This is a genomic window from Ruegeria sp. CF3 (assembly GCF_056537365.1).
In genome coordinates, this window is sequence record NZ_JBQFRK010000004.1 from 1 (window position 1) to 13271 (window position 13271).

At 55.6% G+C, this 13271-nt stretch carries 15 protein-coding genes; 5 read left to right on the plus strand and 10 right to left on the minus strand.

The window, feature by feature from the left end; translation table 11 throughout:
• Positions 1–317: 317 nt before the first annotated feature.
• Positions 318–626 (plus strand): hypothetical protein, encoded by a 309-nt coding sequence (locus ACR0KC_RS14450; protein WP_170424915.1) that lies wholly within the window; start codon positions 318–320, stop codon positions 624–626.
• 138 nt (positions 627–764) lie between these two features.
• Here the strand turns inward: ACR0KC_RS14450 and ACR0KC_RS14455 are convergent, their stop codons facing one another.
• On the minus strand, positions 765–1058 hold the full coding sequence (locus tag ACR0KC_RS14455; protein ID WP_480791289.1) for a WGR domain-containing protein: 294 nt from the start codon (positions 1056–1058) through the stop codon (positions 765–767).
• Positions 1059–1248: 190 nt separating this feature from the next.
• Here ACR0KC_RS14455 and ACR0KC_RS14460 point away from each other — a divergent pair, with 190 nt between their 5' ends.
• Positions 1249–1464, plus strand: coding sequence for a DUF6429 family protein (locus ACR0KC_RS14460; RefSeq protein ID WP_480796342.1), 216 nt, complete (start codon positions 1249–1251; stop codon positions 1462–1464).
• Positions 1465–1579: 115 nt separating this feature from the next.
• A complete protein-coding gene (locus tag ACR0KC_RS14465; RefSeq protein WP_480791288.1) occupies positions 1580–2986 on the plus strand; it encodes a DUF7986 domain-containing protein in 1407 nt (468 codons plus the stop codon).
• 482 nt (positions 2987–3468) lie between these two features.
• Here ACR0KC_RS14465 and ACR0KC_RS14470 read toward each other — a convergent pair whose 3' ends face one another.
• Positions 3469–3768 (minus strand): MBL fold metallo-hydrolase, encoded by a 300-nt coding sequence (locus tag ACR0KC_RS14470; protein ID WP_480791287.1) that lies wholly within the window; start codon positions 3766–3768, stop codon positions 3469–3471.
• Between the two features lie 84 nt (positions 3769–3852).
• Here ACR0KC_RS14470 and ACR0KC_RS14475 point away from each other — a divergent pair, with 84 nt between their 5' ends.
• Together ACR0KC_RS14475 and ACR0KC_RS14480 are read left to right on the plus strand one after the other, a co-directional pair.
• Positions 3853–4764 carry a homocysteine S-methyltransferase family protein gene (locus ACR0KC_RS14475; protein ID WP_480791286.1) on the plus strand — a complete coding sequence of 304 codons (912 nt, stop codon included), beginning with the start codon at positions 3853–3855 and terminating at the stop codon, positions 4762–4764.
• A 488-nt stretch (positions 4765–5252) separates the two neighbouring features.
• A complete protein-coding gene (locus ACR0KC_RS14480) occupies positions 5253–7133 on the plus strand; it encodes an adenylate/guanylate cyclase domain-containing protein (protein WP_480791285.1) in 1881 nt (626 codons plus the stop codon).
• A 607-nt stretch (positions 7134–7740) separates the two neighbouring features.
• On the opposite strand, the gene ACR0KC_RS14485 is transcribed toward ACR0KC_RS14480, so the two are convergent.
• The 8 genes from ACR0KC_RS14485 to ACR0KC_RS14520 all read right to left on the minus strand — a co-directional run bounded on the left by ACR0KC_RS14485 (position 7741) and on the right by ACR0KC_RS14520 (position 13251).
• A complete protein-coding gene (locus ACR0KC_RS14485) occupies positions 7741–8118 on the minus strand; it encodes a hypothetical protein (protein ID WP_480791284.1) in 378 nt (125 codons plus the stop codon).
• 65 nt (positions 8119–8183) lie between these two features.
• On the minus strand, positions 8184–8552 hold the full coding sequence (locus tag ACR0KC_RS14490) for a hypothetical protein (protein ID WP_480791283.1): 369 nt from the start codon (positions 8550–8552) through the stop codon (positions 8184–8186).
• Positions 8545–9450 (minus strand): RNA polymerase sigma factor SigJ, encoded by a 906-nt coding sequence (gene sigJ / locus ACR0KC_RS14495; protein ID WP_480791282.1) that lies wholly within the window; start codon positions 9448–9450, stop codon positions 8545–8547. Before sigJ ends, ACR0KC_RS14490 begins: the two co-directional genes overlap by 8 nt.
• Positions 9447–9989, minus strand: a complete 543-nt coding sequence (locus tag ACR0KC_RS14500; protein ID WP_475220228.1) for a hypothetical protein — start codon at positions 9987–9989, stop codon at positions 9447–9449. Before ACR0KC_RS14500 ends, sigJ begins: the two co-directional genes overlap by 4 nt.
• Positions 9986–10372: a hypothetical protein gene (locus tag ACR0KC_RS14505; RefSeq protein WP_480791281.1), complete on the minus strand. Its 387-nt coding sequence runs from the start codon at positions 10370–10372 to the stop codon at positions 9986–9988. Before ACR0KC_RS14505 ends, ACR0KC_RS14500 begins: the two co-directional genes overlap by 4 nt.
• Before the next feature lie 376 nt (positions 10373–10748).
• Positions 10749–11534 carry a class I SAM-dependent methyltransferase gene (locus tag ACR0KC_RS14510; protein ID WP_480796343.1) on the minus strand — a complete coding sequence of 262 codons (786 nt, stop codon included), beginning with the start codon at positions 11532–11534 and terminating at the stop codon, positions 10749–10751.
• Between the two features lie 471 nt (positions 11535–12005).
• Complete coding sequence (locus ACR0KC_RS14515) at positions 12006–12419, minus strand: DUF4345 domain-containing protein (RefSeq protein ID WP_480791279.1); 414 nt, start codon at positions 12417–12419, stop codon at positions 12006–12008.
• A 1-nt stretch (position 12420) separates the two neighbouring features.
• Positions 12421–13251, minus strand: coding sequence for a DUF302 domain-containing protein (locus tag ACR0KC_RS14520; RefSeq protein WP_480791278.1), 831 nt, complete (start codon positions 13249–13251; stop codon positions 12421–12423).
• Positions 13252–13271 lie beyond the last annotated feature (20 nt).

Here is a 13271-nt window from a genome sequence, read left to right on the forward strand (position 1 = left end):
CAGGATGCGGGCGGATCGGGATGATGGGACCGGCCTGCCGGTCACAGCAGACCCACTATTGGACAATGCCAGGGCCGGGGTGAGCGCGCTTTAGCGCGTCGATCCCCTGCCCTGTCCAATAATCAATGTGAACCGCGCGCCGCGCGCGGGTCTCAATTCACCGTTTGCGTGGTCTTGTCAGAAAACAAAAGCACGCGTGTTATCCTGCGCCGACAGAAACACTATATTTAGTATACTTACGTTAAGCACCCACAATATGATTGCTTTTGAACTCCTTTTGTTCTATTCTTTTGCTAAGCTGCCAAGGGGAAAAACTTATGTCCGAAACTGCCATTTCAGAGACACAGACAGCACTGCCAGCAACGGCAAAGCAACTTGCCTATGCACGCAAGTTGGCAGAGCAACAAAACGTCGTTTTGCCCTGGGAAATCCAGCAAGATCGGCGCGCGATGAGCCAATGGATCGACACGCAGAGATCAGCACCTCGCGTTCGCGATACAAGGCCAAGCTCGAAGCAGGTGGCATTTGCGGAACGCATCGCCCGGATCAAGCGCAGTCCTGTTCCGGACGAGTGCTTTCGGGATCGCACTCTGATGTCCCGCTGGATCGATAGCAACAAGCCCTGAACAATATCACGCTGGCTTGGCATCTTTAGCGTTGTTTTGCCATGTTGAAAGAACCTCCGATGCGGTGCTTTCATACATGCCTCGCTGCACACCATTCCATTGAATATGGCCGCATCATCCAACCATGGGATCAAACACCTATGCTCCGACCGGAATATAGCCTCGGCGACGTTTTTGTTTTTCAAGTTTATGAAGCGCATCAGCAGCCTGGGCTTCGTCATCATACGTAACCATCATGGCTTGCCCGTTTGTGCCAATACGTCCCCAGGTGCGAAGAACGGACACTTCCCCGAATAAGGTCGACTGCAACTCTATTCCGTAGAACCGTGCCATGTTGACGTCCGGGTCCACATGGATCAGGTGGACAGGTGTGGTGTCTGTCAGCTCCATGCTTCCAGTATTGCTTGGCACAGCCCAGCTGTCCAATGACATTGCGATATCTATTCTCCGGGAGCGATTCATACCCGTGATGTGAGGCGGCACGGGTTTCACCCGGCCTTATCGATCTGGTCGCACCGTAGGCTGGCTGAAGACCTTTGCAGTCCCTCCAGGCGCCGGATCGGGGTTGACGCGCCCAGCCTTTGTGGCGTCCGCTGTGTGCATGGACATAGATGAGAACAAGGTGGATGAGGCTGTCCTGGCGCTGCTCTGGTTGACGCTGCATGACGAGCGTCGTGCGTGGAAGGGATTTGACTGGGATGCGCTTGACCGCTTGCACCGCAAAGGGTTGATCCTGGATCCGGTTGGGAAGGCAAAATCGGTGGTGTTGACCGATCAAGGCCTGCATCGATCCAAAGAACTTTTCACAGAGCTTTTTGGGCGGGAGCCAAAGACATAGCCTTCGCCGTGACGAGACCCTCTATGTAACGCAGTTCGGCACAAGCTTGTGGTCTGGCTGGCGGTTGCAATCTGCGCTAGATCGCCTCTGTCCGGTAAACAGGGAGAAGCTGAAAATGACAACGGGGAACGATCTTGGTGGGTTCATTCGGTTTATCACCCGTGACGAGATTTGGCACGAGCGGCTCGCGGGTGTGTTGGACGAGCATTTTCTGCCAAGTCTCGAAGCCTTTGATCTCGATTTCGAGGATTTGGGCGACCTGCTGGGCGATGACTGGCCAATGGTCCTGTGGGGCGGTGGCCTTGAAGACTTGCTGGGCAGGACATTCGGACCGGACGCCGAAAACGCTGCAGATGCCTATCTGAAAGCAAGCGGTTCCAAGGAGAGTGCGCAATCCCGCGCCTATATCAAAGGATTGCGGGACGCGCCGGTCAGCCTTTATGAGGTGAGCGAGATAGACCCCGGAAAATCCATAGTGCTGAAGGACCTGCTTTCAGACGCAGAGCCGGTCACCGTCCGGGAACACAGCGCGACGCAGATGCTGCAGCGATGGGATCGCATTGCAGCTCGGGTTATCATCCAAGGCGATCACAATGTGATCTCGGGGGCGCTGCTTCCCTTCGAGCCGGGCACCGTCGCGTTGTTTGAGGATGGGCTCCGCTCCGTGTTGAAATTGAACCCAGACGTTGAACTGAGGCTGACACAGGATCAGCTGCACCGTTCCGCACCCCTCTTCACCAATGCCTGGCTCTTCGCACATCTGCCGAACCTGCTGGATCCGGAACCACCACAAATCAGCAACAGCGATGGCGACAACCTGCTCTTTCACGACATGCGCTTCCCCCTCGCCAGCAAAGTGACGCAAAGCCAGGTATCTGAGAAGCTAACACAGTCCGCAGAGCTCGTGATCTCAGGCCAGAAGGATTGGACCTGGCTTGACCTCGACACCCCGTCAGGCACCAAGCACGGCACCGGCCTCGTGTTGGACAAATCAATGTCAGGGGCCTCCGTGCTTGGGTCCCTAGATCTGAAAGGTCGGACACTCACACTTTCTGTGAACTCTGCAGCGCGCGCTGAACGCGGCGAAGCCCTGGTCCGGGACCTCCTGGGCGACCTGGTGAAATCTCCGCTGACATCAATCCAGACCGCCGAACAGATGATGGCGGATGACAGCCTGGAGAGCGAAGTGGCAGAAGAAGAGGACATCCCCCCTGCCCTTGCCCATCAGATTGCCCACGAACATCTCGACCATCACTACCGTGACACGCTTGATCAGCCGATCCCGGCCCTGGATGGCAAGACCCCGCGTCAGGCCATTCGCAGCACCGCGGGCAGGAAAAACGTCATCGACTGGCTGAAGACAATCGAAAACCGCAGCGCGCGCCAGACCGGCTCTCCGGTGGCTGAGTATGATTTCGGCTGGATGTGGGACGAGCTTGGTCTGTCAGACTACCGAAATTGGACCAGCGATGGTTCTTGCAAAAACCGTTCCAAAGCTTCGCCTCCTGAACCCATCGACTAACCCATGTTTTCCCGGCTGCGTCTTGCAGATATGTGGCAAGGGTTATGCTGTCGCTGCGCGTCCAGATGGTTTGCCTCGTGACAGCTGGGGCACAACAAAATTTCAGTCTCCGTGGACACACCGGTTTCATAATCGAAACAGTACTCTTGACCACATATTTCCAGCACCTCTCCACTCTTGGCCAGTTCCGAACTTGTCACCTCGCAGTGATCACAAATTCCGTCCAAGAGAGCTGATTGGAGTTCAGAAAGAACCACTGTTTTCTGAAAATTGCACACTCTGTCACTCATAACCGCTTCAGGCTTTCACAAAATGGTGAATAGAGAAAGCTTGTGAAACAAGAATTCAAGGGAATGTGACATAGCCCAATGGGTTCGAGATTTAGTTTAGCCGATCATTGCCTGTATGCTGCGGGGCGCGTCGAACTTTCACGTCAGCCTCCATCCGACAACAGACCCGTGCACATCAAAATACAATCTGGGCTAGTCCTCCCAGCGAAACGCGTCGTTGTCCGCCTTCACCCGACCAATAGACGGCAAAGCGAAGTGGTTTCCGAGCACAATACATCCTTTTTCCGACGCGCTTTCCAACATTTTCCGACGGCATGTCACGGCCATCTCAGCATCGGAATCAAACGTAAAATGCCACTCGGGATGCCCGCACTGGGCGGTTGTATGGATTGCATCACCTGTTATCAGAGCGCAACGGTCGCCACTTGTGATTTCGACCGAGACATGACCTGGTGTATGGCCTGGCGTGGGGATCAGAGTGACGGAATACACCCTGTCGCAGTCCTAAGGTTCACAGGAGGCCCGAGACAAAGTAGGGTTCTTGTGCAGAGGTAACGGCAATAGGCGTGGATCAGAATGGCGCGACAGCTCCCACTCGAAGGTAACAAGACCTTTCTGGTTTACGCCGGCACTGGCACCGACCTGATTTTCAATCATGGAGTTGAGCTTCCCGGTTTCGCGTCGTTTCCATTGCTGGAAGAACCTGGCACCAGGGTGATACTGGCCAGTCAAATGCAGGCACTTGTCGATCTGGCCCGTGAAATGAATGTCGGATGCATCCTTGATGCGCCCACATGGATGGCGAACGCCGACCGGGCAGCGCCCCTGGGGTACGATGCAGAGCGGCTCGCCGAAGTAAACAAAGATGCGGTCAGTCTAATGGAAGACGTGCGCCAAGCTGCCGCTCGCGATGATGTACTGGTGTCGGCCTGTATCGGTCCGCGTTATGATCCTTACGCCGACATCCCGCCGGTACCCATCGAAGATGCACGTCAGTACCACGCTGCTCAAATGCAAAGCCTGAAAGACTCAAGCGTCGACCTGGTCACCGCTTATACATTCAACCGTCCAAGCGAGGCAGCGGGTTGCATCCTCGCCGCCCGAGACGCTGATCTGCCGATCATCATGTCTCTGGTTGTTGAGACAGACGGGTGCCTGGCAGACGGAACCAAACTTGTGGACGGCATAGACCAAATCGACGCGGCAACCGACTCGGCGGCGCTGTTTTTTATGGTCAACTGCGCTCACCCTACCCATTTCGCCGGAGCGATTGGCAACCACCCCCGGCTGAGAGGCCTTGTGGCGAACGCTTCGAGTTGCTCGCATGCGGAACTTGACGAAGCGGATGAGCTGGACGAAGGCGATCCAATTGAACTTGGTAAACAGATTGCCGCGATTGCGCAGCAGAATCCGTCGATTCAAGTATTTGGAGGATGCTGCGGTACCGACATGCGCCATCTGAAATCGATGATCAGCGAATTAGCATAGCCAACTTGGTTCAATCTGAGCGATAACGCTGAGATCTAAGGTGATACCGTGATTTCTTTCCACAACTTGTTAGCAGATCGGCCCATTGCGGACCTTGGCCTTACCTTCAAGATGCTGCGGTCGCAGCCCGATTTGCAGTCATTCGCTGCAAGCGCGAACTCCGGGTATCGTTGAAATCTCCGATCGCGGACGAAGCAGGAATTTTGATAAGTGACACCGGTGTCTGGTTTCATTGCATTGCGGCATTTGCCCTCCTCTGTTGCCAACACGCTGGCGCAGCGTCGCTGACGCGGGAGCACAAATCGTAGCGCGAACCTGCGATAACTGACCCTCACCGCGCCGGCTGTGAATTGGGAAATAGCGGAATAGCTGCTGCCAGCAGTAGCTCTGACAAAGGTAGCTTTAGGAGCACGTATCAACGGTCATAAAGTTTCTGGATTAGTTGTAGCTTTCTGCCTAGCCTGTCTTCAACCTTTGGAGGTAGGAAATTGGAACGCCGCCTCGCCGCGATACTTGCCGCCGACGTTGTTGGCTACAGCCGTCTCATCCGCAATGATGAAGCCGGTACTCTGGAGATCGTCAAAACGCATCGCGAACGTCTATTCGAGCCAATTGTATCGGCGCGTAGCGGACGCATTGTGAAGTTGATGGGTGACGGGTTGCTGATCGAATTCGCAAGCGCCGTCGAGGCCGTTCGATGTGCAGTCGAAATGCAGCATTATGTCGGAATCGAGAACATAGGCCTACCGGACGACGCTCAGGTTCGATACCGGATAGGGCTCAATGTCGGCGACATCGTGGTTGATCAGGACGACATTCAAGGCGACGGCGTCAACATCGCCGCTCGACTGGAAAGCCTGGCCGAACCGGGCGGCATCTGCATGTCGTTCAACGTCTTCGATCAGGTTAAGGACAAACTTGACCTCACCATTGAAGATACGGGGATGCATCAGGTCAAGAACATGGCAGACCCGCTGCACGTGTTCAAGCTAGCGCTTGATGAAAAGGCCACGACTTTAGTATCACCCATCGTGAGGAATACAGCAAAGCCTTTACAACGTCGGTTGGTAGTTGCCATCGGCGTCGTGCTCGCCCTGTTCTTTGGGATCATGGCATGGTGGCAGCCTTGGAACCCGGATGCGATATCTTCCGTTAACGGCGACCAATATTTGCCTGTGTCTGGTAAGCCGTCCATCGCGGTTATGGCTTTCGACAATCTCAACAACGATCCGAGCCAGGATTACCTGAGCGATGGCCTGAGTGAGAGCATCCTGACGGCGCTGTCCCGGTTCTCCGACTTTTTTGTCATCGCGCGTAATTCGACCTTTTCATACAAGGACAAACCCGCAGAGGTGCAGCAGATCGCGCAGGAACTTGGCGTGAGATACATCGTCGAAGGCAGTGTTCAGATCGCAGGGGAACGCTTGCGCGCAAACGCACAATTAGTCGATGCCACTACAGGCAAGCATCTCTGGGCCGATCAATATGACCGCGATCTGCAAGACATATTTGACGTTCAAGATGAGATTACCCGTACCGTCGCTTCGACGTTGAGTACCAGTATCGATCTCGCGGAGTATGACCGGTTAAAGCACCAGCCCACTGACAGCCTCGGGGCCTATGAACTCTCCAGGCGTGCTGAGGAACACTCGCTTAGATTCAGCAAGATGGACAATATTCAAGCCCAGCGACTGAGTGAGCAAGCAATTGCGCTAGATCCAAACTTCGCGGGCGCATATGCCGAACTTGCCTGGGCTCATTCCTTTGGTTACCGCTTTGGCTGGAGCGAAGACCTTTCACGCGAAGAATCGCTCGATCTTGCCTTTGAAATGGCCAGAAAGGCAATTGATCTGGAACCACTCGATTTCGCCGGCTACGCCGTTCTGGCTTATGTGACGATGTATAGCGGCGATCTCGACCGGGCGTTGACGCTGTATGACAAGGCTATCTCTCTAAATCCGAATTCTGCAGGAACCCTCGTGAACTCAACTGACCCGCTGGTCTATAGCGGACGCGCCGATGAAGCCGTTGAACGGATGCTTTCGGCCATTCGCATCAACCCGCATCATCCCGATTGGTATCTGTGGAATCTGGGATGGGCACAGTATTTTGCGGAGGATTACGCAGGCGCACTTGCTTCGATCGAAAAGATGAACGAGGTACCCGATCGCCTAAGGCGCACGCTTGCGCCGATACTCTTGCGGTTGGGGCGAGAAGAGGAAGCGAAAACGATGATCGACCAATTTTTGGAAGACAACCCTAACTACAGCATCGAAGAGGCAAGGAATGCGCCGTTCGAGAGTGACGATTACCTCAACCGATGGCTGGATGACTTACGCAGACTAGGGGTCCCGGAAACCAAGATTTGAATGGCTGAATTGGAATGACTGTCGCGACAAAGGCTGCGCAAGGCAGGCTGTGACAGTAATACAGACTACTTTAACTCAGAGCATCCGGCATTCCGCTTGCCGCAATTGACGCAGATGTCCACAATCGGGAATACGTCTGAACTTTGCAAGTGTTACTATGCACGTGTTTCCGCCATTCATGCCTCTCGCAGCACCTGTCATTATGGCTTCCTTGCTGACGTCGGAGCGTTCGCGTCATATTTTCGATGGCCCCACCTTGCTTAGGTGTGGACGGCCCATACCGGACATTGACCTGCTCATCAAGTTGCTGCGGCTGCATCCACTTACCCGTCGTTCGCTGCGGACGCAAAATCAAGGCTTGAGTGAACTCCCAGATTGTCGAGCTTTCGGGATATTGGTCTCAACAACATGCTTCTTCGCTCAGCGGTCTTGCTGATAAGGGCAATTCTACAGATGGTTGGAAAGCCGATCAAACCTATCGTGATGTGTTCATGCAGTCCGGACTTGAAAATCGGCTGTCTATCAGTCAGCGCGACCTCCCACTTTCAGTTTGGTGCGACCGACGTATCACGCCGCATCAGATTAAAGTTAGCCAGTCGCGAAGGCATCACATCAGGCTTCCCCAAACGCCAAGGATGGCTACGGGGACAAATAGCCAGCCCTGAGGAAGCTCAGCGAAACGCAGGTCTGATTTTGAGAACTGCCCAAGTCCGATACCCCACATTGCAAAGAGTGCGGCCATGACGGTACCGAGAATAGCAAGGTCGTTGCTTCCACCCCAAAGCGCAGGCCACAAAAAGAGCACGCTCATCATGCCAAGGCTGATTGAGACAAGATGCCAGCAGTAGTAGGCCACGTATTTTGCGCTTTTTTCCAGATCAGTGGCGGCCAGCAGCGGGCGGGCGACTTGCGGTCCGCCCATGAAGATGTGGACCAGACACCATATCGCGGACAGTCCTCCGGCGAAGAGAATGGGAAAATCCATCGTAAAAACCTTTGTCGTCTAAGTTTCGGGGTTAGGGGAATTCTCATTGGCAAGCCAAAGGAAGATCATGTGAAAAACGTGCCCCCTAGGATTGCGGCAAGAAGCAGGAACAAGACCCAGGACAAATGGCGCCCCCGCGTTGCGACAATAGCTGCCAGTCCGCAAATCCCGCAGGCGAAGGCGAGCGAGATGAGGAGCGCCGGGCCCGCCGCATCTTGATCTACACTCATCGTCAAAAGCACTGCTGCCAATGCCCACCAAAACAGGGTCAAGGCGTGCCATCCAAACCAAAGCGTGACACGCCCATTTCGCTGGCTTCCGAGGATGACCGGAAAGCCCTTTTGCCGCAGCAAAGGAGTGATCAACCTCGGTCCCCCGGCAAAGCTGTGCATTGCGCCAACCAAGACCAATAGTACTGCAGCCGTTTCAAGCATGATTATCTCCTCCTAAATCAAGGGTTTGGGTTTTGATCCCAAGCTTTTCGGGGTTCCTGTGCATGAAGATCCATGCGATCTTTCCAAAATTGTCAGGGACCACCTGAACGACGCTGTCCAATTGCCCATACCTTTGTCTTAAGATTGCAGGCTTCCCATTCACGATGGCAGCTTTCGTCTCCCACCCCTGTTCTGTCTTCGCCTTGTCATGCAACGCGCGAAACACCTGGATGATCTCCGCCCGTCCGATCAGAGGGCGCCGGGCCGCGCGTTGCTTGGCACCGCCATCTGAAATCGCGACGCTATCGGGCGTCAGCAGGTTCAGTGCAGTGTCAAAATCTTCCGCGACAACAGCCAGAAAAAACCGTTGGCTAAGTGCGGCGACCTCTTCTGGTGTCGCGTCGAACCGGGGCCCTGCGTCCTGTAGCTTCTTTTGAGAACGGCTTACCAACTGCCTGCAAGCCGCCTCGCTTGTTCCCAAAGTGCGTGCAATTTCTGGATAGCTCGCATCAAAAGCTTCTCGCAGGATAAAAGCCGCCCTTTCTTTTTCGTTAAGGCGCTCCATCGCCCATAAAAGAGCCAGCTCGCATTCCTGTGCGAGTTCGAAATGCGATATATTCTCTTCCATTTCAGAGGGGATTACAGGTTCAGGCAACCACGGCCCGACATAGACCTCGCGTTGCTTGCGTGCCGAACGCAGTGTGTCGATGGCGATATTTGTGGCCACCCGCCGCAACCAGGACGCCGGGTTTTCAATCTGGCCCGGATCCGTCGCCGCCCATTTCAGCCAGGTTTCCTGAACGACGTCCTCCGCGCCCGCAGTTTCGCCCAGCATCTGATAACAAAGTGAAATTAGCTTGGGGCGCTCCGTCTGAAACACATCTGTCTGCATATTCATTTTTGGCGTCCCACCATAATCCGGTCATCCGCGACTTTGACGTCAAGGCAGGTTTGACCAAAACCCAAGCCGCGCTTCAGAACGGGATACACCCGGCCGCTTGATGCCGCAAAGGACGCCGCGATGAGGGCCTTTCTGCCAAAGTTTTCCTCAATCTCGGCGCGCAAGGCGTCCAGATCCGACCCGCCAGAAATTGCTGCTTGAGAAAACCGAAACCCAAGCCCAACGTCACCTGCATCTTCTGCGCACCCTTTCAGGCAGCAGGCCAGATCATCCGCCGGGACATTAGCCTCGATCGCCATGTCGATGACAAGCTGCACGCACGGTCCACAATCCCCATCCAACGTCGATGCCAGTGCGGCACCGGCTGCAGCATTGCGCGCCTTCGGGCCACCGCTGTACTGACTATAAAGAGATAACAGGGACAAACGCAGACCCGCCGATGTTGAAGTGTCCGCGACGTAGGACATGTACCTCGCGTCATAGTCGTAGCGCGTCGCAAACTTCCGAAAGCTGCTTTTGAGGAGGGTCGCGATCATTCTTGCCCCTCCCCGGTTGGGAGCGAAAGTGCAGCCCAAAGGGCAAGCGCGGCCGGGACCTGAATTCCCAAAACATTCGTCAGCGCGACAAGATCCAGCTGCATGCCCCGCACGATCCATATCCAGATGTGAAACACCGCATGTGAAACAAGCCATGCCGCACCACAAACGCCTATGGATTTGTCACCACGATATGCTGCAAAGATGAGTGTCAGTCCACTGCACAGGAAAGCCAAGCCAACATCCCGCGCGAAATGCAGATTCAAAGGACCCGTCTGGGACACGCCGGGCGTTCTATCGTACCAAAGCTCAGTTGCGCCCCAGATCAAGGCGGCGTTGAGGATCGCGAACACGCCAACGCCAAAGAGAATGTTTCGTTCCACTGATGCCTCCAAAACGCATGCTTTGGATATAAGACGATTTAGGGGCCGGTTTTGTGACAAGACTGAGACTGACGGCAAGGCCAGGCAAGAATTTGAAACCACTCCTCTGTCGCCGCGGGGGTGTGAAACGCGCCCGACTCCACATCGGCACCGCCGTCGGGTACATTGCAATTGTGGACCAAAAGCAGCATGTTCCAAATTTAGCCAGCAGCGCACCTACGCGGACGGCCCAAACCGGCCCTTGCCGTTGTCGTCAAGAGCTGCGGCGCAGCTTCACCAGACCAGACATTCGCTGCGGCTGCAAAATTGAGCGCACGGCGAACTGGTGGTCTGCGGGACAAAGCGCCAATTCGCTGCGGTTGCGCCAATGGCCGCTTCAGGATTCGGAAGGTTTCCCTACAGAGAAACTAAACCGACCAGTCGAAAAGAAGTGCTCCCCGCGTGCATTCAGTGAGGCTTGCTCATCTGCCCACGCCTGCAGTTCATCATCTGGAACAGTTTTTTGTCCCTTCACGTAAGCCACAATAAAAGGTACCACCATTTCCCCATAGCAACCATCGTACCTGTCCGTATTTATGATGGAGAAATAGCTCACCTCATTGACGACCAAATCCGCGTTGCGAAGACGAGCACCAAGCGTTCGCGGAAGTTTGCTGTCGGCGCAATGCGGTGCAAAAGCTTTGAGCACCTTGTCCATTCGATCCGGATACTCGCTATGCCAACAGACTCCTTCCCAGTCTGTCGCAAGGATCAGAGCACGCCCGCCGGGCTTGAGAACACGAAAAACCTCGCTGCAAAACTTCGCTACATCAGGCACATATTCAGCAACTTGGGTGCTAACGACCACATCGAAGTAGCCGTCTTCAAACGGGAGTTCGGTCGCGTCGGCGCAACGATAGCTTAGCCAATCGTGCTCACTTCGTTTCGCTGCGCGCTCTACCATCTGTTCCGAAATGTCGACGCCTACAACTTCACCATCGGGTCCTGTTTGATCCGCTATTTGAGCCGCGAGAAAGCCGGGGCCGCTTCCAATATCCAAGACACGCTCGCCCTTTTGAACCGAAATCCTTCGAAGGGTATCGTCTCTTTGAGAAACTACGTCCGGCCCAAGGTAAACCGCCTCCAATCGCTCCGCCGCGGCGTCGTCGTATTCCATACCCATAAAGTGATCCCTCCAATTGTTGGAAGTCACGCTAGCATTGCGTCTGCTGGTCGGGAAGTAGGGCGGCATCGCTGAGCTTTATCGATACGACGGCAATTCAGACATTGGCGCTCTCTGCAGCAACCTGCAGATTGGGCTCGAACCAGACATCGGAGGCGGCACAGGATCCTGAGTGGGAGGTGGTCTTCAGACCACCACTCCGGCCCAAACCGGACATTGACTGGTGATATGGGTTGCTGCGGTGCGGCCCGCCAGACCGGGCATTCGCTGCGCGCGCACTATCGGAAGATGTTCTAACTCACGAACTGCGGGACGAAGCGGTCCATCAAAGTTGTGTAGTCAATGGCAGGTTTCTCGGCGGACCCGAATTTTGAAATTTGTGTGACGCGCTCGACCGAGCCTCAACCTAGTCTGCCTCGGAACGCATAGTTGCCAACTTTTTGAGATCATTGATCGTTCTATGAAGCGGCCTCAGTTCTTTGACTCTGCACCATCCCCCTCGACGTTACACAACAAGAGCCAAGCGATACTGGCAAAGGCGAATTCGAGCACCATGTAGAAAGTCAGGAGCGGGTGTGGCCACCCGTCAACGACAAGGCTCAGAAGGCGCCCCAAGGCCAGGCCTGCCATGAAGATTAGTAGGCTCCAGAGAGCCGCCATACGAAGATTTGCCCGAAACGCGCCTGCGATCCAGAAGCCGACCAGCGCGAGATAAAGCCCCATCACCGCGCGAAAGATGTGGCGGGTGTTGACACCATCGGCGTCGATACCAAACAGCCAAGGCAGGCTGGCGCCCGGCGCGAAGCCATAGGACAGCGCGATAGGGGTAAGGCCTGCCGCAGTTACAAGCAGGAATGCGGATTGCAGCTTGTTTCTTGCACCCATCTCAATTCTCCAGTGCGGCGGCAAAGGTCTTCTGTATCCGCCGGTTGATCACGCGCAGCGGCAGAGATTTGCTGACCGTGTGGCGCTCGGCGAGGGCCAGAAGATCGTTCATGATCACGCGCACATTCCCGGCTTCGTCCTGCACGACCAGAACCTTCTGGCAGAATGCGTCGAGCCCGAGGCTGGGCGCCGCCGACATGGCGCGGCCACCCGGTCCCGGTCCGCCGAACAGCAGCAGTTGCGCCGGTTCGAGCGCAACACCAACCGTCTTGGCCCGTTCGTCGAAGTCGACCTCGCCGAACCAAACGGTGTCGTCCTGCGCGTTCACCGCATCGCGTAAGCGACGCAGGGTTTCGTCAAAGCCGTGCGGGCTTTCAAGCGTGATCAGGCCGTCGCCTTCCAACCCCTCTGCGGCAAGTACTGCAATATCCCCTCGCGCGATACCAGCAAGCGCGGTCTCGGTTCCGGCTCTGTAGTTGTCCCTGAGTACCTGCGGTAGCGTGACGTCATAGCGGTTTTCGAGATAGCCAGCGTCGCTATAAAGCAGCTTGCTCGCGCCGCCGGGGCTGGTTTCATAGGCCAGGATACGCAGCGGCAGGTCCAGCCCCAGCCTCGGGTCGATCGCCATCAGCGCGGCATCAAGCGCCGGGTCGGAGAAGATCAAGACTCGCGACGGCGGCATCTCCTCGCCCACATCGGCCGCAAGACGCGAATGGTCGATTTCCGCGATGATATCCAGGTTCTGCGCCACGGCGACATTCGACATCATCAGGCCGAACAACGCGTCCGACAGAGCGTGGTTCTGTTCGGCGCGGGCGGGTGCGGCGGCCATGCTGGCCGCCACTGCAAGAC